Source organism: Tolypothrix sp. VBCCA 56010 (genome assembly GCF_050875635.1).
GTDB lineage: Bacteria > Cyanobacteriota > Cyanobacteriia > Cyanobacteriales > Nostocaceae > Hassallia.
On sequence record NZ_JBPAOH010000008.1, the window covers coordinates 41,463 to 62,423 of the forward strand.

Annotated in this window: 15 protein-coding genes; 4 read left to right on the forward strand and 11 right to left on the reverse strand. The window is 40.6% G+C overall.

Translation table 11 applies throughout. The annotated features are described in order from the left end of the window. Window positions 1–9: 9 nt before the first annotated feature. The 9 genes from AABK37_RS04575 to AABK37_RS04615 all read right to left on the reverse strand — a co-directional run bounded on the left by AABK37_RS04575 (window position 10) and on the right by AABK37_RS04615 (window position 10,518). Entirely contained in the window at window positions 10–1,113 is a 1,104-nt protein-coding gene (locus tag AABK37_RS04575; protein ID WP_432550412.1) for an acyltransferase family protein, read from the reverse strand. 4 nt (window positions 1,114–1,117) lie between these two features. Further along, window positions 1,118–2,161 carry an NAD-dependent epimerase/dehydratase family protein gene (locus AABK37_RS04580; protein WP_432550413.1) on the reverse strand — a complete coding sequence of 348 codons (1,044 nt, stop codon included), beginning with the start codon at window positions 2,159–2,161 and terminating at the stop codon, window positions 1,118–1,120. Then, on the reverse strand, window positions 2,158–3,210 hold the full coding sequence (locus AABK37_RS04585; RefSeq protein ID WP_432550414.1) for a Gfo/Idh/MocA family protein: 1,053 nt from the start codon (window positions 3,208–3,210) through the stop codon (window positions 2,158–2,160). The genes AABK37_RS04580 and AABK37_RS04585 overlap by 4 nt, the downstream gene beginning before the upstream one ends. A 52-nt stretch (window positions 3,211–3,262) precedes the next feature. Then, the gene (locus tag AABK37_RS04590; protein WP_432550415.1) at window positions 3,263–4,264 is read right to left on the reverse strand and encodes a glycosyltransferase; all 1,002 of its coding nucleotides are present in this window, start codon (window positions 4,262–4,264) and stop codon (window positions 3,263–3,265) included. 28 nt (window positions 4,265–4,292) lie between these two features. Continuing rightward, the gene (locus AABK37_RS04595) at window positions 4,293–5,531 is read right to left on the reverse strand and encodes an O-antigen ligase family protein (RefSeq protein WP_432550416.1); all 1,239 of its coding nucleotides are present in this window, start codon (window positions 5,529–5,531) and stop codon (window positions 4,293–4,295) included. A gap of 43 nt (window positions 5,532–5,574) precedes the next feature. Then, window positions 5,575–6,789 carry a glycosyltransferase family 2 protein gene (locus tag AABK37_RS04600; protein WP_432550417.1) on the reverse strand — a complete coding sequence of 405 codons (1,215 nt, stop codon included), beginning with the start codon at window positions 6,787–6,789 and terminating at the stop codon, window positions 5,575–5,577. A gap of 18 nt (window positions 6,790–6,807) precedes the next feature. Beyond that, window positions 6,808–7,770, reverse strand: a complete 963-nt coding sequence (locus tag AABK37_RS04605) for a class I SAM-dependent methyltransferase (RefSeq protein ID WP_432550418.1) — start codon at window positions 7,768–7,770, stop codon at window positions 6,808–6,810. A 45-nt stretch (window positions 7,771–7,815) separates the two neighbouring features. Continuing rightward, window positions 7,816–10,011, reverse strand: coding sequence for a GumC family protein (locus AABK37_RS04610; protein ID WP_432550419.1), 2,196 nt, complete (start codon window positions 10,009–10,011; stop codon window positions 7,816–7,818). 102 nt (window positions 10,012–10,113) lie between these two features. Then, the gene (locus AABK37_RS04615; RefSeq protein ID WP_432550420.1) at window positions 10,114–10,518 is read right to left on the reverse strand and encodes a hypothetical protein; all 405 of its coding nucleotides are present in this window, start codon (window positions 10,516–10,518) and stop codon (window positions 10,114–10,116) included. Between the two features lie 963 nt (window positions 10,519–11,481). Between AABK37_RS04615 and AABK37_RS04620 the strand changes: the two genes are divergently transcribed. Next, a complete protein-coding gene (locus tag AABK37_RS04620) occupies window positions 11,482–14,256 on the forward strand; it encodes a CHASE2 domain-containing protein (protein WP_432550421.1) in 2,775 nt (924 codons plus the stop codon). Between the two features lie 709 nt (window positions 14,257–14,965). On the opposite strand, the gene AABK37_RS04625 is transcribed toward AABK37_RS04620, so the two are convergent. Then, a complete protein-coding gene (locus tag AABK37_RS04625) occupies window positions 14,966–15,490 on the reverse strand; it encodes a DUF937 domain-containing protein (protein ID WP_432550422.1) in 525 nt (174 codons plus the stop codon). A gap of 320 nt (window positions 15,491–15,810) precedes the next feature. Between AABK37_RS04625 and AABK37_RS04630 the strand changes: the two genes are divergently transcribed. The 3 genes from AABK37_RS04630 to AABK37_RS04640 all read left to right on the forward strand — a co-directional run bounded on the left by AABK37_RS04630 (window position 15,811) and on the right by AABK37_RS04640 (window position 20,609). Beyond that, complete coding sequence (locus AABK37_RS04630) at window positions 15,811–17,367, forward strand: YcjF family protein (RefSeq protein WP_432550423.1); 1,557 nt, start codon at window positions 15,811–15,813, stop codon at window positions 17,365–17,367. A gap of 176 nt (window positions 17,368–17,543) precedes the next feature. After that, a complete protein-coding gene (locus AABK37_RS04635; protein WP_432550424.1) occupies window positions 17,544–18,359 on the forward strand; it encodes a carbonic anhydrase in 816 nt (271 codons plus the stop codon). Window positions 18,360–18,800: 441 nt separating this feature from the next. Next, the gene (locus AABK37_RS04640) at window positions 18,801–20,609 is read left to right on the forward strand and encodes a protein kinase domain-containing protein (RefSeq protein WP_432550450.1); all 1,809 of its coding nucleotides are present in this window, start codon (window positions 18,801–18,803) and stop codon (window positions 20,607–20,609) included. A gap of 175 nt (window positions 20,610–20,784) precedes the next feature. On the opposite strand, the gene AABK37_RS04645 is transcribed toward AABK37_RS04640, so the two are convergent. Beyond that, on the reverse strand, window positions 20,785–20,946 hold the full coding sequence (locus tag AABK37_RS04645; protein ID WP_432550425.1) for a hypothetical protein: 162 nt from the start codon (window positions 20,944–20,946) through the stop codon (window positions 20,785–20,787). Between the last annotated feature and the right edge of the window lie 15 nt (window positions 20,947–20,961).

Sequence of the window (20,961 nt, forward strand, 5' to 3'; positions counted from 1 at the left end):
GTCACGTCTCTACACAAGCTTGATTTTTTGACTCAAGCGGATAGATGGTTTCTCTACCAATTGCCACATCAGAGCGGCAAAGCCGACACTCACAAAGATTCCTAGTAGTAAGCAAAACGCTTCGCTTAAAGCATTACGGTTAAGCAGCTTAATCCCCAGGAAAAATACTGCTCCATAGATGGGAGTATGGGTCAGATACAGACTGTAAGAAATATGACCGAGAAATTGTAGCCATCGCCACTTTAACCAAACTTCCATGTAATTGGCTCGTCCGACTTGTAATAGGAGTATGGCGACAATCGCAGAGACGATTGAAAATGTTGTTGAATTTATAGCTCCAGCAGTCAGCAAAAGCGCCGAATAAAAGTAAAAGTAGATTGGCTTTAACTTATCGCGCCATGACCAATAGGCAAAGACCCCTAGCAGAAATGCGTACCATAACGGTAAAAATATGATTGATCTGCCAGTATTTTCAAACACACCCATAGGAAAGAGAGCGGCGGCTAGGGCAACAGGAACAAACACAATTGCTCGACTAAAGCGCAAATTTCGCGAATAATTAAGCCACTGTGCTAGTCCTAATAGCGCACAAAAGACTAAATAGAACTGTATTTCTATAGATAATGTCCAGTAAACTTCGTTGATGTGTCCGAGTCGAAAAATGTCTTGTAAATAGAATAGATGTGCTAACAACCTCTGAAAAGATAGAGGCTGTTTACCTGGGGCAAACGCCTCACCTTTGACATACGAAGATAAAAGTAAAAAACCTAAAGTTACGACTATTGAGACGTAATATGGTGGAGTGAGTCGGGCAAAACGACGCAGACTGAAACGTCCAAAATAGGCTAAGTTAATACGAGCCTTACGTAGCGAATGTGCAATCACAAAACCGCTGAGGACAAAGAAGATGGGTACACCAAAGCTACCCCAGTCAAAGACGACAGCTACAAACCAGTCGGGTAAGACGCTGGTTAATAGATCAAGACGCCCGTCTAAGGGAGCATGAAACAAAATTACCCATAAGGCTGCAATGCCACGTAGCGCATCGACAAAATAGAAATGGACTTTGGGTGACTTAATGACTGAAGTTGTCGATGAGGCTTTGAGATCCATACATTCAGCTTCCCAATGGTTGCAAAGCAGGTGTGTTAGAAGATGCTTCTAACAATTCGACATTGTTACAACTGCGCTCTAGTGCGGTGTCGAGTGAATATCTCGGCTGCCAATTTAAAATTTGTTTTGCACTTTGGTTGCTGAAGCGAAAATGCTTAAATCTGGCATCTAGCACTCTGGGAATAAAGATGCCAGGTAGCCTTGCTTTTCCCTTTAATACTCGTTGGTTGTATGTCCACATAATCCAGGCTATGAAGCGTATGAGTGTCCAATTGACAGGAATCAGACGGGGTATAGAAACTTGATGTTGCTTGAGTTTCTTAACATAGCCTCTCTGGGTGGGTAAGTTGTCATCAACGATATTCAAAGTTTGAGCGATCGCTTCATCGCATACAGCAGTAACAATTGCTTCTGCACAGTTTTCGACATATGTCAATGGCATTGTTGCATAACCACCGATTCGCAACCACAGGTTGTCTGTCAATTTACCCCCAAGCAAACTACTCCAGAGGTTATCTCGTCCGTAAATTAATCCGGGACGGACAATCGTCACTTGTGCCGAGTGATTCTGCTCAAACTCGCGCACAAGTTGTTCTTGCAGCAGCTTGGTTTGAGCGTATTCATCTCGCTCAAGCGGATTACTTTCAATCAGTGAATCTTCGGTAATTGTTGTGCCAGATGAAATGCCCTGATAGTCATACACCGAAAAGGTACTAATATCAACTAGTCGCAACACACCAGCGGCAATCATCGCATCAAGCAAGTTTTCGGTAGCAATGACTGTGCCCGCAAATCGCGTGTAAAAGTCACCTTCTTTAGCGGCAGCCAGATGAATGACTGCATCCGTCCCCCGGACAGCATCGACAATACCATCTTTGCGGCGCAAATCTAAACGGATTAGCTCTATATTTGGGTGATTGTGCCAAGTTAAGTGCTTTTCATTACTAGATGGTCGCACAACTGCACGGACTTGATGTCCTTGTCGCAGTGCTTCGGCAACTACGTACTTTCCTAAGAAACCGGACGCACCTGTTATTAATAACTTCATACTCGATTCGCCTCCGATAGTAGGGCATTAACTAATCTATTTGTCCGTTCCATATCTGCAAAACTGATTGGTGGTGCTTTACCATCAATTAGTGCTGCATAAGTTTGGTCTAAAAGCCGATGCATTCCTTCATAAGGTGTTTTTTGCATAATCTTGTTACGAAAGTTAGTAAATGATGCTCCAACCAAATCGCAACCGTTGACAAAATGATTTATTAGGGGAGATAGCAGTTCACCAGCGCGGGGAATGACACAACGCAGGTAAGGTTGAAACAAATCAGTTTCGGCATAACCTTTGGAACCGCGCACTATGACGTTGAAAGCTTTGGGTGAGGTGTGAGCGCTGAATCGAATGCGAGCGTGACTAGAACCGGCGATGGCGATCGCATCAAGATCGTCATACTTAAATAAATCTCCACCACCGTGATTGCTCCATGCAGCACTAACGCGGTCGAATTCGGGTATAAAGCGCACTATCAAGGAACACAAATGGGTAATGAAATCATGAATCACTCCTGCGGGCATTTTATGAATTGGATTAGGTAAGTTTTCGTCTGCGAATACTCCACCATCGCGAACAGGAAGCGCTATTCTGACTGAAACTTCTTGTATTTCACCGAGAACGCCATCTGCAACTAATTTTTCAATTGCGAGGATTGTTTCATTAAAGCAGTAATTTTGGTTTTCAATCAGCCAGCGGTTATGAGATTTCGCTAAAGCCCAAAGTTCTTGAAATTCATCGTAGGTAGGTGCAATCGGCTTTTCACAAAATACGTGTGCGCCGGCTTCTAAGCAGTATGATGCAATTAGTTTGTGGGTATGAGGTGGAGTGAGAATGTGTACAACATCAGGCTTGATTTCATCTAACATTTGGCGATAGTCGGTGTAAATTGAGTCAGCGCCAAATCGTTCTGCTGCATAAGAAGCAGACGCTTTTGAAAGGTCACAAACACTCTTCAAATGTGCGCGATCGCATGACGCCAAAAAACTTAAATGCTCTTTAGAAATTGCCCCTGTCCCAATTACTGCTGATTTTAATTTAGTTGCCATTAATACTATTTTTCCTTTATGTATATGTAGTGAGCGAGAAGAGCGCTCAACCTTAAGCTGAAGTCGCACTTTTGTATTCCATAATCGTGCGCTGTTGTTTGAACAACCGAGAAATATGAAACTTGATTTGACCTTGTACTTTGGGAAATTTTTCTAACACACAAAACAGACTATAAAGAATAGCATCTGTTGATTGATATCCACGTTTGAGTGTAAAGCGATAGACGCGATAAGCTAATGAAGCATAAGCCATAAATAATAAGAGTATGCTGAATCCTTGAGTTGGCAATATACAGGCGATCGCCAACAAAGGCAAAAACAAACCCCAAAACCAACTTCGCAAACTTTCTCTTACCCAGTGACGTTCCGGACTGCGACCATGTAGCCAAGCACCCTCAGCATAAGCATGACCATTGCGAATTTCCCGCTTCCACCACTGTCTAAAACGAGTGATTTGGGCATTATGCAATGTCATCTCTGCATCGATACGCCAAATTTTACCACCAGCTTGACGCAATCGCACACACAGTTCTGGTTCTTCACCGGCAATCAATGTCGGATTGAAGCCTCCTACTTTTTTTAAGGCAGTTACCCTCATCATCGAGTCACCACCACAAATGAGTGCTTCACCAACAGGAGTATCCCATTCTATATCGCACAAGCGGTTATATATAGAATTATTTGGGAATTCTTCCCGACGCCGACCACAAACTACAACTACGTCAGATTGAGTATTTAATTCATGTATTGCACTTTTCAACCATCCCTCAACAATTCGACAATCTCCATCTACAAATTGGACAAATTCAATATCTGGTTTGACTTGTACTAAATATTCAAATCCTTTATTTCTAGCACGGGCAGCGGTGAACGGAATAGATAAATCAAGTTCTACTACATGGACACCAAGAGATTTCGCTAGTACCACACTATTATCTGTGGAACCGGAATCAACGTAGACTACGATTCTTGCTTCTTTGATTACTGATAGCAAGCACTCTTGAAGACGATTTCCTTCGTTGCGTCCGATGACGACAATTCCAATAGACTGCAATGTAAAACCTCCTGTTAAAATTCGTTTATTATGTTGTATGCAGGTTGCTTTTTTGATTTCGAGTAAAAACAACTGTGGTAAACAAAACCCAATACAGGTTAGCACCATACAGCAAACAACTTTCTGTTACATTATTCATTGCTAGAAAGGTAAGATAAACTAATGGCCAAATTTCTTCTGGATTTTTAGTTACATAAGCTTGTTTTAATGCTCGAAGAAAAACTGTGAAATAACTAATTAAAAAAAGTGATAAGCCAATTAAGCCAACATCAAGTGCTAAATCAACAAAGCCATTGTGGGCGTGAGGTGCAATCCAGCCAGACGATATTGCTTGACCGGCTTCAACTGCATACTGACTATTAGGTGCCCAAAATGCACCACGCCCATAACCTAATAATGGTCTTTCCATTAATCTAGTTAGTGCATAACCCCATATGGGCGTTCGTCCAGTTAAACTTGGGTCTCTTCCTAAACCAGTTAACAGTTCAATCCAATAAGTTAAAACTAATACAGCGACACATCCCAGAATCAGAATTCCAATATTTGTGAAAACTACGCTTATTTTTCCCTGCCAGCGAAAGTTTTTATATAAAATTATTATTAATATAAGCACAAAAGAGAGAACAAGAGAAGTTTTTGAAGTTGAAAGTTCCATTAAGATTACCGAAAAAATCAACCCAGCCCATTTATATAAATTTGAGTTTTCTTTTGGGAGTAAAAAAAATGTGAATGAACTTAAAACCATCATGCTTCCCAGATGATTTTTGTGCCCGTATATTCCTTTCCATGTTCCTAGATGTTCTACGAGTCCATCCGCTCCATGTATGCCAATATTTGGGTATCCAAGGGCAAAAATTATACTAATAATACTTCCTAAAAAGAAAGTATAAGCAACAAGTTGTACCTGCTCTTTCAAGCTAAATCGTATAGCAAAATATAAGCTAAACGAAGTCATCATTAAGATATCTCTGGCATTAAATAACGTAACATCTGGAAATTCTGACCAGCTAAACGAGAGAAATGCTAATGCAGTTAATATACAGATGAAGATGTTTTGACTGACTGTGATTATTGTGCTTTTCCAGAAGACGCAAATGAGAATGCTTGACATTCCCCAAACAAGAAATATGATTAATGTGACAACGGCTTGTGGAAGCACAAGACCTAGAGAATGTACACCAAAGATTCCTGAGAAGAAACTTAAGCCTAAAACGATAAAACCTTTCTCGGCAAGTCTTAAAGATTTATTTTGACTTTTCTTTTTCACGGTTGAAACATAAAAAAAGACAGATGAATTTGACGAAAAAGTTTTACGAGGTCTTATCTCTTTCTGTACGAACCCACACGCTTTGAGGTTTTACTAAAAATTGAAGATAAACTGGTATCTTCCATAAAACGTAAAAAGGAATGGTTAAAAGTTCGTGTAGAGGTAAGTCTTGACGAGCGAATTTAGCCCAAGCGATAAGAATTGCCATCAAGAAACAAAATCCCGCTGTAGCGACAATTGCTGCTGCTATCCATGATGTTGTGAAAATTGCAAACAGCAGAGAAACGATCATTAGTACTAACCAGATAATAACAAGCAAAGATAGAGGTGGTACACACAAATCTAGAACACTCAGCAACAAGTCAAACCTTTTTTGCTTCACTGCTTCTTTGAGCAGAATGGGGACATAAGTCTGCATATTTTGGAAATGACCGTGTTCCCAGCGAGTTCTTTGACTTTTTGCAGCTTGCGATTGCTGGGGCAAATACCCTGTTACTTTTGCTTGTTGGCAAAATACTGGTGTGTGTCCAGCTATGGTTAAATCCAAGCCTAGTTTTAAGTCTTCAACGAGGTGATCGTTGGCTAAATCACAAGAAAGAATGACTGACCAAGGAAAAGCCATACCTGTACCCAGCAACGAGCAGGGCAGTCCCAAACGCGCTGTTCCACGGGGACGAACTAGGTTCTTGACGATGATAGAAAATTGAGAAACAAAGTCTTTTGAGGACTGAGAGTTTTTCGGTCTTACCATCAAGTAGGTAGCTTGAATCGGTCGCATAAGAGCGATCGCACGTTGAGTTAATTGTGCGATCGCATCTTCATAAACTGTACAATCAGCATCAATTATTACAACCACATCAGGAGGATCTGACTCAATGAACTGTAAGCCATAATCTAAAGCGTATCCTTTACCTTTGCGCTCAATATCGTGACGCTCAATAACTGTTGCACCCATTGCACGGGCTATCTCAGCTGTGGCATCATTACAATTATCCGCAACGACTACCAAGCGGTCTTGTTTTTTTAAAGCTGGGGTCAATTTTTCTAATGTTGAACCAATTACAACTTCTTCATTATGTGCTGGTACTAAAACAGTAACTTTGGTATCTTGCCAATTATCTTTATCAGCAGCATCAGCCGTTTCAAACAGAGCCGCAATACATTCAATCAGAAAAAATAGGCAGAAAAAAAATAAAATTAATGCGCTCAATGACAAAGCAGTATTAATACATAAAGCCACGAAAGGGCTCATAGACATAGCATTATTACCTCGTAATCAAGAACTTTTCTGGAGCCGAAAATACTGCTGAGTTTGATTTGGCTGTATAAATCGAAGACCTTCTGTTTGCAGAGTATTTACAAAGCTGGTTGTCACATGAGCCGGGATACGTTTAAGAGAAACAAATCCAGCTTGCTCGCACATTTTCTTTAAGGTGATAGGGGTAAAAGCATTAATATGTTCAAGTGGGTGAACAGCATGAAACTCTAAAAAACTTTTTGGTTGACTAATTCCTCGGCAATTAGAAACTTCAACAATTAAAATTCCTTTATCTTCCATTTTGTTGGCAATTTGCTTTAAAGTTGCTAAGGGGTCTTCAAGATGTTCTAATACTTGAAAAAGTGTTACGGCTTGTATTTTACCCATATCATAAAACTTTAAGCTTCCCAAGTTGTTGAAAATAGGGATGTCTGTTTTTGCAGCTCGTTCGTGACGGGTACTGCTGAAATCAATTCCGCAGACTTTAAAACCAAAAAGCTTTGCTAAAGCTAAAAAGTCTCCATCTCCACAGCCATAGTCTAAAATGCGAAATTGCTCTGTTGTATTTGATTTTATAAGCTTTCGCAGTCGTAAAAGATGTTTTGTATCTCGTCGTCCACGTTCAAACAGAATTTCTCGCTTATTATCTGTTTGATATTCTGCTTCCATACGTTCAATTTGGGCATCATTAATCCACTGGCTATACAACAAATTTAACCATTCTGGTGTGAGAATCCGCTGATGAAAAACCATACCACAGGTATCACAACTAATTAAAGAAAAAGTTTCTTCTTTTAGTAGTGCGATGACATCTTCGCTGTAGTGACATTTCTCAATAAAAGAGCGAGTGGGTTCGGAAGTAAATTTTCCTTGCCAAAGCGGATGTAATTTAGAAGAACCGCAGCTTATGCAGTGCGATCGCTCTCGAAATGCAACACTTTTTTTAGAGAGCAATTCTGAATTGAGGTTATGTTTAGTCATCTTTATTACAAAAGAGTGGAAATTTTGCTATACCCCATGCCCGATTTATTTGTACATCAAGTCGGAAATCTCTATTTCAGGTTGTGCGACACTCTGCCCAACTCGACGTTTGGAGTTATAAAGATAGCTGTCAGGTTCCTGCTTGATATCGACACCGTTGGCAATAATACCCAAAATATTCGCTTCCGAACGATCTAGCAGCGACTTAGCGGCAGTAGCGCTAGCTAAATCTAAAACACCAGGTTGAGCTACTAATAAAACTCCATCCACCATTTTTCCCAGAACTGCTGCATCAGCTGTGTTAACTAAAGGAGGAGTATCAAACACGATGTAGTCATAGCTTTGCGATAATTTATCAATCAAAGAAGTCATGCCATCGGAATCAATCAAAGCTAAGGGGTTAGGAGGTTGGACTCCCGCTGTGAGGACAGATAAATATTTTGTGACTTCTTGCACAGCTTGGGGAAATTCATCTTGACCAACAATAATGTTACTTAAACCCACTGAGTTTATTAGACCCCACAATTGATGTTGCGATGGGGAATGCATATCTGCATCAACTAGTAAAACTCGTCGTCCAGCTTGAGCTAACGCTCCAGATAAATTTGCACAAACTTCTGATTTTCCCTCTCCCGTCACAGAACTCGTGACTACAATTGTGCGGACTCTTTTATGGCTAATAAATTTTAAGTTTGCCTGAAGCATTTGATATGCTTGATGAGTCACTAAGCTAGGAGTAGAACCTACAATAAATTTATCGGCGATCGCATCTTCCATCAAGTTAAGATAAATAGGTTTACTATTTGATTCAAACTTGGGAATTAGCCCGACTAAACTGTACTCAAAAAATATCTCGATTTCCTTAACTGTTTTTAAGGATTTATCAATTAAATCTACAAAAAAGGCAGCACTTACACCAAATAACAGACCGACAAATACACCACCTACTGCTAACAACAGTGTGACTTTAGATAAAATTGGTTTTTTCGGAGGTTGTGCAGCTTCAATTATTCTGGCATTTCCAATACTTTGCTTTTCTGCTATTTGAATATCTTTTTGTCTAGTTACAAGGGTTTGGAAGTTAGTTTGGGCAACAGTCAATTTACGCTCTAAATCTCCTTGCTGCTTTTCTAAATTTGGCATAATAGCCAACCTTTGCTGATAAATTCGACGGATATTAGACAAAGTTTGTAATTTTTTCTCTAAACCCTGTCGTTGCACTTGTAATTGTAAATATTGAGTTGCTAGATTTTCCTTAATCTTTCCTATCTGCAAATTGCCAACGGAAACGTTTTCTTTACTTCCTGTAACCTGTTCGATCCGCTGCTGTAATAACAAATTTAAATTTATTTCTTGATTCTTTAAGGAAATGATAGATGGATGATCGTCGGTGTAACCTGTTCTTTGAGTTGCTAGCTTAGTTTGCACTTTCTGTAACTCACCTAAAGCATCCTGTACACCAGGTATCTGACTGAGGGAAGTAATTTTTACAGCTTGCTTTCTTTGCAAATTTAATTGATTACCTACTTGTGCTTCTTGAGCGCTGATATCTGCAAGCATTGCTCTAGATTGATTTATTTGCTCATCTAGTTGGGCAATATTGTTAATAGCAACGCTTGCTTCTTGTGGAAGCTCGATAATTTTATTTTTGTTTTTAAACTTACGTACTGCCTCTGCTGCCCGATCTAATTCTTGTTGAGACAACTGTAATTGTTGTTTAATAAATTCAGCCGCTGCCAAGACTTGAGAGTTATTAGATTGAATATTATTTTGAATATAAGATTGCATCACCTGATTGACTAGTGATGCTGATAATTCCGGTTTTTCTGATATGTAAGAAACTTTCAGTACATCTGTGCCAACAATCGGTTCAACTTTGATTTGAAGTGACTCTGGCTCTATGGGTTGACCTTTTTTATCTACTATGCCGACAATATTGATAGCTTCTCTTAAAATAGGTTTAGATTTTACAATTACAGCTTGCGTTGTTGAAGGATTAGCCTCACGTACTAAAGATTCTAGATCGCCGATTTTTTCTCCTGCTTTTGTTAGCGAAGAGATTCGATCTGATTTAAAAAGTAACATTCCACTTGCCTCGTATTTAGGTCCTTGCTTGAAAATCGCAAAACCTGATAATCCTACTGAAGCAAGAAAAACTGTCACCGCAACTGTCCAGCGACGTTTTAAAATCAGCCAATATTGTTGAATCTCTATTTCTTCTGAATAATCTTTAGTCTGCATGTGAATTATCTGATTGTACAATATTCTTTAGTTATTGCTGAAAAACGCAAATGACTAAGGAAGTTCTTAACGAAACAACGTTTATTTTAGTTACTTATCTTGTTAATAGTAAGTTTTTACTGCATTTGGGGAACCACTTGCATTCCTCTGAGTAAATTCGCTAACGGTTGGATTACCTTCGGTATGAACTACTCCTACTGCTTGCTGCCATATTTTTGCTGGTGCAACTGACACTTTGTATGTACAATTATCAGGCTTTTGAACATGATACCACTGGGTTTTTTGACAGCGATCGCACCAAAATGCTTCTAACCATTCACCTGTTAGATGAATCGTTTGACTAGCCATTTTGACTTTTTTTTGCTTCAGCAAATCGATGCTGTCAAATAATGAATATTTTGGACTAACACTATGCAGATAGCATCCATCAATCGGACAGTAGATAGACCGTCGCTTTGAACGTTTTCGATTTTGGTCACACCTTCTCTGCAATTTGACCTCTATCATTGATAAAAATATCCTCTATAACAATAAGGTCATGTTGGAGGGACTGAGATCGTAAAGACCATCGAAGCCCAACTCCTAGTTTTAACAATCAGTTATTCAATTGCATTCCACAGACAAGAGTCTGAAAACTTATACATTGCAATTTTGTCATTCAAATCTAGTAACAAAGTTACAAAAAACAGAAAAATTATTTTTCAGCTTCATTAGATAAAATTGATATTGGGAAAAGCATTTACATCACATGTTACCAAGAGTTATTTGAAGGATGAGTGGTAGATAAGAGTGATTTATAAAAATGAAAACACGCCCTAGTGTTTACCTTTCACGCGGATGTTGAGGTTCGCTTGTTTGACGTAGTGCTATTTATTTCTTCTCCCTTGGCGCTAGCCTCTCCCAAAGGGAGAAGGGGAGACGCGTTGCGCGTTGGCAGTATGCTAAAACGGATTTTTTCTTTACCGTTCTTAATCCCTGTAAGTTATCATACAGTAAATTTCCAGACATACAAGGTGAGAAAAGTAGGTAAATTAAGCTGACGCATCTAGATAAAAATCTGTGTTGAAAGGATATAAAAGGTAAGAAAGGTAAGAAAAGTGAGTCAAGCAGTTTTGGTTAAAGAAAAAAGTAAAATTTAATCTCTTTAATTTTTATCCCTGAAGAAACTGTAGTTTGGTGTCGCCTTAATGCTTGACAAAACCGACATATTGTGTTAAAAAGTTATATTTAATATCTTTTTTATGCAGGGTGACACTTGTGCAAGCAAACGTAAAATCTGGCTAATAATAAACGCTTTTAGTCAAGGTATCGAAGTCGATACAAACAGATTTATGTAGAATAGATATATATTAGATATCAATTCCTGATTTAGTAGCACATGAACATGTGCGTTTAAAGTTTTTACCCCAGGATATACTAAGCTTTCAACTTCCAGCTAGGAGATTGTCAAATTATTAATTAAGCAATTAAATGACCTGTTATAAATACCAAGTCGGTGGATGTCTAACTAGTAACGCTCCAAGTTATGTAGAACGAATAGCTGATTCGCAACTTTATGAAGCATTGCAGGAGGGAGAGTTTTGCTACGTCCTTAACTCCCGGCAAATGGGTAAGTCCTCTTTGCTAGTAAGAACTCGGCATCGCTTGCAAGAACAAGGTTTTATATGCGCTTCCGTTGATCTGACAAATGTTGGCTGTGAAAATATTACCCCAGAGCAGTGGTACAAGGGAGTAGTTGGTGAGTTATGGTCTGGTTTCAAGCTGTTAGGAAAAATTAACTTAAAAGCTTGGTGGCAAGAGCATGAAGATATCCCCTTACTTCAAAGAGTGAGCCGATTTATTTCCGAAGTACTGTTGGATCAGTTTCCCAATAAAAGACTGTTTATTTTTATCGATGAAGTTGATAGTATCAAGAGCCTTGATTTTTCTGTTGATGACTTTTTTGCCTTAATTCGGTTCTGCTATAATCAGCGAGCTATCGATCCAGAATACAACCGCATTACGTTTGTTATTTTTGGGGTAACAACACCATCAGATTTAATTCAAGATTTAAACCGTACTCCGTTTAATATTGGTAAAGCCATAGAATTGCACGGCTTTAATTTAGATGAAGTCCAGCCATTAGTTAAGGGATTAGAGCTTTTTGGCAGCAATGCTCAAGCAATTGTCAAAGAAATCTTAGCTTGGACAAATGGACAGCCGTTTCTCACACAAAAACTATGTCAGTTAATTCTGAATTCGAGTCAAGATACAGTAAATGAAAGACTGACTATTCCCCCTGGAACTGAAGCATTTTGCATAGAAAGTATTGTTAGGTCACGCATCATCCATAAGTGGGAATTTCAAGACGAACCGGAGCATTTGCGGACAATTCGCGATCGCTTGTTGAGCAATGAGCGCTTTTCTGGACGGATACTAGGAATATGTCAGCAGATTTTGGTAGAGGAAGTACCAGCTGATGACAGTCGAGAACAAATTGAACTTCTTTTATCAGGTTTAATTGTCAATCAGCAAGGATACCTAAAAATAAAAAACCCGATTTATCAAGCTGTCTTTAACTCAGAATGGGTTGCTCTTCAAATGGACAATCTCCGTCCTTACCGGCAAAACTTTAAGGCTTGGATTGCTTCAAAACAGCAGGATGAGTCGCAGCTTTTGGTAGGTATAACGTTGCATACTGCACTCTTGTGGGCAAAAGATAAAAAACTTAGTGATTTAGATTATCGCTTTTTAGCTGCAAGTCAGGAACTCGCAAAAAGAAAAATTGAAAGCGATTTAGCCGCAGAAAAACGCGATCGCCAAATTGAACGAGAAAAAGCACAATTTGCTCTGCAAGCGGCAAAGCAAGCAAATCAAATTTTGGTAGATGCACGAAAAAGCGCACGAAGACATGCCCAAAAACTACGTTTGGGCAAAGGTTGGATTGCCAGCATCGCTCTTGGAGTTGCCTGTTTAGTTACTCTTGGGCGTTTTACTGGAATACTACAGGGTATGGAGTTGACGATGCTCGATCGCTTTTTTCAGGCACGTTCCAAAGCCGAAATTGACCCTTATATTACCATTATTGCAATTGATGAGCCAGATATTAAGCAAATGGGTGAGTCTCGTTTATCGGATCGAGTCTTGGCTCAAGCAATCCAAAGATTAAAAAGCTACAAACCTACAGCGATCGGGCTGGATTTATATCGAGATTTGCCTGTAGAACCAGGTTATCAGGAATTAGTTAGTTTATTTAAAACGACTCCGAATTTGATTGGTATTGAAAAGGCTGTAGGTAGTCAAGTTGCACCACCACCAGTTTTAGCGCAACTGGGTCAGGTGGGTCTTGCCGATCAGGTTTTGGATGGAGATGGCAAGCTGCGTCGTGCCTTGCTTTCAGTTCGACTCGATAACGGTGAATTACGCTTGAATTTGGGCTTAAAACTCGCACTACGCTATCTAGAACGTCTCTACATCACCCCCCAAAGAGGACCCAACGATGCCGATCGAATCCAATTAGGGAAAGCAGTGATTGTTCCTTTTCAAGCGTCGGACGGTGGCTATGTCCGGGCTGATGATGATGGGTATCAAATCTTACTCAATTATCACGGCACTCAACAACAGTTTCAAACCTTCTCGTTCACAGATTTGTTGCATAATCGGATACCACAAGAGAAAGTGCGCGATCGCATAGTCCTGATTGGCTCAACCGCTGAGAGCGCCAAAGACTTCTTTCAAACACCCTACAGCAGTAGCATCTTTGGTTCCCCCAAACAAATGGCAGGAGTAACGATCCACGCTAATATTAGCAGCCAAATTTTGAGTGCAGCCCTGCATGGACGCCCGATGCTACGGGTTTGGTCTCAAGGGGTGGATTCCTTGTTGATTTCGCTTTGCTGCTTTGTGGGAGCGGCGTTAAGTTGGCAGGTGAAGTCACCTATAAGGCAGGGAATAATTGTTATTATTGCTGCTTCGGCAGTAGGGGCAATTGCTTACGTTGCCTTTTTACACGGTTGGTGGATTCCTGTTGTTCCCTCAATCATCGGGTTAGTAGTTAGTGCTATTACTTTGCCAATTGTCACCACCATACACTTAGAAAAAATTCAACTTCGTCAGACTGTAGAATTACTCGTGGCTATTTGTAAAGAACAACCAACTGCCGGACAAATTGCCATTGAATATCTCAAGCAAGCAGAAAATCAAGAAAATCAAGTATTTATTGAGCAGATAATATCAGATTCTTTTGAAGAGTTAAATTATCCATAAAGCATTGGGCATTGGGCATCGGGGAGCCAGTGCGTTGGGCGGGTTTCCCGACTTGAAGCATCTGGCGTCATCGGGCATTGGGCATTGGGCATTGGTAATAATTCTTTTCCCTTTCCCCTTTTCCCTTTCCCCCTCCCCCCTCTTCAATTGCCCATCTAACTGTGTTGTTGATAATACTAGAACCTACCGCGAGAACCTGCACCGTAGGTATCCTTTGGTTTCCCTCTCTTTGGTGGGTTAAAATTCTCTGCCAAAATGATTTGCTCTGGTAAAAAGGTACTTCTGGTTTTTAATTCTGACTCAGCCTGAGTAAATAGACTTAGATTTAGTAAGATTGGTAGAAATAGCGTACATGTAAAACTTTTATCTATTTGTTTCATTGATATCAGTATTATTTCTGAAACTCAACAGATAAAATTATAATCAGACGAAATCTAAAGTTAGATGAAGTCCTGGTAAAGACTTAGACAAGAAGTATTTATTAATACTTTTACAGAGAAAAATATTTCAGTTTTATCACTCAAAGCAAAAAATTTTGCCTTATCCTTATACCTTTGGCAAGTTTCGAGTAAGAAGCCTCTGCCGAAGCGCGACTGTTGCGGAGGAATCCCCGTTAGAGCGATCGCGCCTTGAGAGTCAAGATTGTTAGTTATTAGTGGGAGGGTTGTTATTTTGTATACTAACAACCCTCCCACTAACTTATTGGTACTTACCTTCCCATATAGCGAGTAGCCATTTGCATTGCGTCAGCAATATCAACATCGCCATCGTTGTCAGCATCCAAGAAAGAATTCAGCACCGGATTTCCTCCCCCTTGCGGATTTCGAGCGTTTGCTCCAGATTTCAACACATTCAACACTACCGGAACTAGCATCGGTAGCAATTGTTGAATCATATTTGCATCTAACCCAGTACGTTGGGCAACCATTTCAGCTACTTGTTGCTGCATCCCAGGTGAGAACAGCGAAGCAACGGCTGAAGGATTGGGAGAAGTACCACCAAATTGATTTACTACAGCTTCTGCTGCTTCATTACCATCTGTTTCTCGCTTGTGTTGTAAAGCAGAACGCACTTGTCCACCGACAATTGAGAAAACCGACTGCATGGTGTTAGAATCTGCCCCAGTGCTATTACTCAGTTGCTGCACGGTGTTGATGATACTACCTATTTGTCCGATGTTGCCTTGTTGATTGGGATTGGCAACAGCACCAATAATTTGATCGAAAAGTCCCATAAGCTTTTTTCTCCTTTTGTTTTGAGGTATTAAATGCAAATTTTCACATGTTGAGTGCAACTAAAGTTGCAAGTGTGATGAAATTAGCTTTTAATCACCTTGATATTAAGACGCTGCATGTAGACGCTGCATCGTCTTGTCGTTAGACATCGCTTGCATAAAAACGCTCTTCAGCACGTCGAAGGCAGAAACTTCCCCCACTCCTCCACTCTCCCACTCCCCCACTCCCCCACTCTCCCACTCCAGAACTCCCCCACCTACAACACCAAACCATTAAGATAAAAAGCATCAACTGCTTTACCCATTAATCTTTGCCATCCATGCCTTTGTCGCGCATAGTAACGTTGATTGTTGGTCTCATCCTTATTTTAGGACTAAGCCTGTGGCTGATTGATTCGCTATCACGCCTTTATTGGCAGTTGTCTTATTCGCCGCTTTTGGGCAATTTGCTGTTAATGCTGCTGGTTGTTTTGATTGGAGCATTAATTGCCGCTTTTGTCTACTATGTGTTGGTAATTCAAAAAAGTGAGAAGCGATCGCAACGCAAACGTCGTGTGACTGCGGCGGAAATTCCTGCCGTAAAATCTGAAGCGGCTTCTTCTACATTACAAGCTGTGCGGCAACAAGTATCAATAATTCAAGATGAAGTGCAAAGGCAAGCGTTACTGAGTCGATCGCGTGAGATTGAGGCAAATTTAGCACGCGGCGAAATTCAAGTAGTAGTATTTGGCACAGGAAGTGCGGGTAAAACTTCTTTGGTAAATGGGGTGATGGGACGCATGGTCGGACGTGTCGATGCGCCGATGGGAACTACTCAGGTAGGAGAAACTTATTGTTTGCGGCTGAAGGGATTAGAACGTAAAATTTTAATAACGGATACGCCGGGGATTTTAGAAGCGGGGGTAGCGGGAACCGAACGCGAACAATTAGCGCGAGAACTGGCGACTGAAGCTGATTTGCTGTTGTTTGTGGTGGATAATGATTTACGGCGCTCTGAATATGAACCGCTGCGGAGTTTGGCGGAAATTGGTAAGCGATCGCTTCTGATTCTCAACAAAATCGATATGTACACCGAAGAAGATAAAGAAGCCATTCTCGCACGGTTGCGCCAACGAGTACGCGGATTTATTGCCGCGAATGATGTTGTGGCGATCGCCGCAAATCCCGAAGCCGCACAATTAGAAAATGGCGAAATCTATCAACCTGAACCAGATATTTTACCATTATTGCGGCGCATGGCGGCAATATTGCGGGCAGAAGGTGAAGATTTAGTTGCAGATAATATTTTGCTGCAATCAATGCGATTGGGAGAAGAAGCCCGCAAACTCATCGATGCTCAACGTCGCCGTCAAGCTGATAAAATTGTTGAGCGGTTTCAGTGGATTGGTGCTGGTGTAGTTTCGGTAACGCCTTTACCGATGGTCGATTTGTTGGCTACAGCCGCCGTAAACGCGCAAATGGTCGTGGAAATTGGGAAAATTTACGGCTGTGAGTTGAATCTGGAGCGCGGACGAGAGTTAGCATTGTCTTTGGCGAAAACTCTCGCCAGTTTGGGTATTGTTAAAGGAGCGATTCAACTACTTTCAACTGCATTGCAACTTAATGTTGCCACGTTTATTGTTGGTCGGGCAATTCAAGGTGTAACAGCAGCTTATTTAACTCGGATTGCTGGTAAAAGCTTTATTGAGTATTTCCGTCACGATCAAGATTGGGGTGATGGGGGGATGACCGAGGTAGTACAGCGACAGTTTCAAATTAACCGGCGCGATGAATTTGTTAAGGCTTTTATTCAACAGGCGATCGCACGAGTAGTCAAGCCGTTGCAAGATAAAGTTGAGGCACTCGAAGAAAACCAAGACCTGAAGACTAAAGATTAACGCGCGATCGCAGCACCCGCACCAAGTGCTGCAAGTATAAGTAAAATAGAACTTACGCAAGTGTCATATTTTTTTCTTTAAAAATCGTCCAAAGTCAAAAGTCCAAAGTCCAAAAACCTTGACTTTTGACACAAAGATATGTGTCAGTTGCGTAAGTCCTATCAAGTTTAAAGGTAATGAAAAAATTAATTAAAGGTCTGCGCGAGTTCAAAACTAATTATGTTAGCACGCATCAAGAACTCTTTGAACAACTATCTCTTGGTCAAAAACCCAGAGTATTGTTTATTACTTGTTCAGATTCGCGTATAGACCCAAACTTAATTACGCAAGCCGACTTAGGTGAATTGTTTGTTATCCGCAATGCTGGCAACATTATTCCGCCATTTGGAGCAACCAACGGCGGTGAAGGTGCCACAATTGAATACGCCGTGCAAGCTTTAGATATTGGACAAATTATTGTCTGCGGTCACTCGCATTGCGGTGCAATGAAAGGGCTGATGAAGTTAAACAGCTTGCGAGAGGAAATGCCGCTTGTGCATGATTGGTTAAAGTATGCAGAGGCAACCCGGCGATTGGTAAAAGACCATTACAGCCAATACCAGGGGGAAGAACTACTAGAAATTGTAATTGCTGAAAATGTACTGACTCAAATTGAAAATTTGCGGACTTATCCAGTTATTCGCTCTAAGCTGTACGCTGGGCAACTAAATATTTACGCATGGATTTACAACATTGAGAAAGGAGAAGTTTTAGCCTTCGATGCAGAAAGTCATGCTTATGTCTTGCCTCAAAACCAGCTTCAAACTGATGAAATCGATGAGATCCGAGCTGCTGAAGAGTTATTAAACGGCAATTTAATCAAAACCATCTCCCAAGAACAAATGGCAGTTCAACAACCTCAAGAAGTTATCTTTAACGCGCAAAAGTTTCCAATAACACGACTATCAAAGGAGCAGGCAGAACGAATTTATCGAGGTTCAGCGGCAAACTGATAACTCAATAAGAGCGAACATGCCAGAAGATCGCAGTAGGGGAACGGCATTGCCGTGGCCCCCCACCTTTTTTAACACAAAAAGTGATCCCATCGCCCCTGCGTTTCTTCAAATGTAGTTTCCATCAAGACTGAAATTGTCTGATTTGTTTTCATCCCAATAGTCAAAATACTTACTCAACCAGATACCCAAACTGGCATAGTAAATATGTGAAGAATAATGTCGATATTCGACAATAGGGGCAATATTTCATACCTGACGTGCGTTTCTTTTTTTGTTATTAATTTTATCAAAATATTGTAATCTATTACGTATTAGCACTGATAAATTCATAAAAGTTTATCGAATAAATTAGCGCTATATTGAAGAATTCGTAAGGGTTTCCGGAAAAACCGGGCGATGTCAGAAAACCTAAATAGCGATTTACTCAGCAACCAACTCATGACTCAATACATGATCGGTAAAGTACTACAAGGACGGTACCAAATCGTTCAAACCCTCGGTGCGGGCGTATTTGGACAAACATACATCGCCGTAGATATAGATCACCCTGAGAACCCAAAATGCGTAGTTAAACAGCTAAAGGTGACTGGTTCTCAACCAAGTTACTTGGACACTCTCAGGTTGCGCTTTCTTACGGAAACCGAAACCCTCAAGCAGTTGGGACACCATAACCAGATTCCCGAACTTCTTGCTTGTTTTGAAGAAGATGAAAGATTCTATCTAGTACAAGAGTTTATTGAAGGACATGCGTTGACGGCTGAATTGCCGATGGGTCAACAATGGGGAAGTCTTTGGACTGAAAGCGAAGTTATCCAATTTCTCAATGATGTTCTGGAAATTCTCGAATTTGTTCACTCGCAAGGAGTTATCCATTGTGACATTAAACCGGAAAACTTGATCAGACGCGCTTGCGATCGCAAGTTAGTTTTGATCGACTTTGGTTCAATTGTGCCGGTTGATTTTGGTGCAGATGCAGCATTGCCGATTTATCGACTTCCCGTCACCTCTTTGGGATATATACCCCCAGAGCAATTTATTAGTCAAGCACAGCCCAACAGTGATATTTATTCTTTGGGCATGATTGCTATCCAGGGTTTAACAGGGTTAGCACCGTTACAATTAAAAATAGATCCTTATACAAATGATATTTATTGGCGTTTGAATGATACGCCAGTTAATGATTATCTAGCTGCTGTTCTCAGCCAAATGATTCGTTACAACCACGAAAGCCGCTTTCAGTCAGCGGTTGAGGTGTTGCAAGTACTCAAGCAAATGCCTTTGAAAGAGTCGCAAGTATTAGATGCAGAATATACTGTGTCCGCAGGTGATAACTCCCAAGGACGGTTTAAGTTTATAAAATCACCCTCTCTAGTGACAGGAATGAGAGTAGGATTAGCGGCTAATTCTTTGGTGATGGGATTTGGAGTATATTCTTTAGCTAATAATTCGCCGGCATATTCAGAAACAGAAGCTTTATATAAAGCAACCGAACAATATCAAGCGGGAAATTTAGAAAGTGCGATCGCTTTAGCGCGAACAATTAAGCCAAACAGCAGCGTCTATTCAGAAGCTCAAGCTACAATTGGCGAATGGCGTCAGCAATGGCAACTCGCAGCACAACGATATCAAGCTGTGGAAAAAGCCTTTAACGAAAATCGTTGGACAGATGTACTTCGTACTGCTGCTCAGGTTCCGGATATTTTATATTGGCAATCGAAAACTGATAAACTAGCTAAACCTGCACGCGCTAACCTCGAAGTCCAGTCAAAAGACTTATTAGCTAAGGCTTACCAAAGAGCAGGTGAAAAAGATTTCTCTACTGCTTTAAACTACTTGCAGCAAATTCCCCAAGAAAGCTCTTCTAAAACTATAGTTCAACAAAAGTTGACTGAGTACAATCAAAAGCAGCAAATTAGAGCAGCTTACTTTGTCCAAAAGGCTTACGACAAAGCAGCAGCGGGTGACTTTGATGGTGCTGTGGAGTTACTCCAACAAGTTCCCCAAGGTACTCCGATTTATGCTCAAGCTCAAGCTAAACTAATTGAATATACGCAAAAACAGCGTCTGCAAGCTGGTAAAAGTTCTAATGATGATAGCAGGCGATCGCAACTTCCACAAGATGAAAAGGTAGCTACATCACCAATAGCCAAAGCTATGTGGACTAATTCATTCATCCACAGCAAAACCGCTACTAAGCTGGACAATTTTCAGCCAGGAAATTACATGCAAGAGGTGAATATTAGATAGTGACAACACAAAAAGCTTGGGTGCATTAATTATCCAGCTTATAACCAGCAAACACCATTTTTTCTTGATATAGCAAAAGCCTTGGTGCTGCCGGACATCAACAGATGATAAAACGCAAGACACAAAAAGACTTTTCACCCAGTCCCCAGTCCCCAGTCCCCAGTCCCTTGCTATACTAACTTGCATGGTTCCAGTCACTTAAGACTTCATGTTGCTGGTTCGTTTTGCGTTGACGAGCTGGTACTTTAGGAGTACCGATATCTGTGTGACGAGAAGATTGTTTCTTCTTGGCTGATTTGTTTTCTGTTTTCTTTGAGCTAATTTGTGTGGTTGTCATTTTATTTACCTTTAT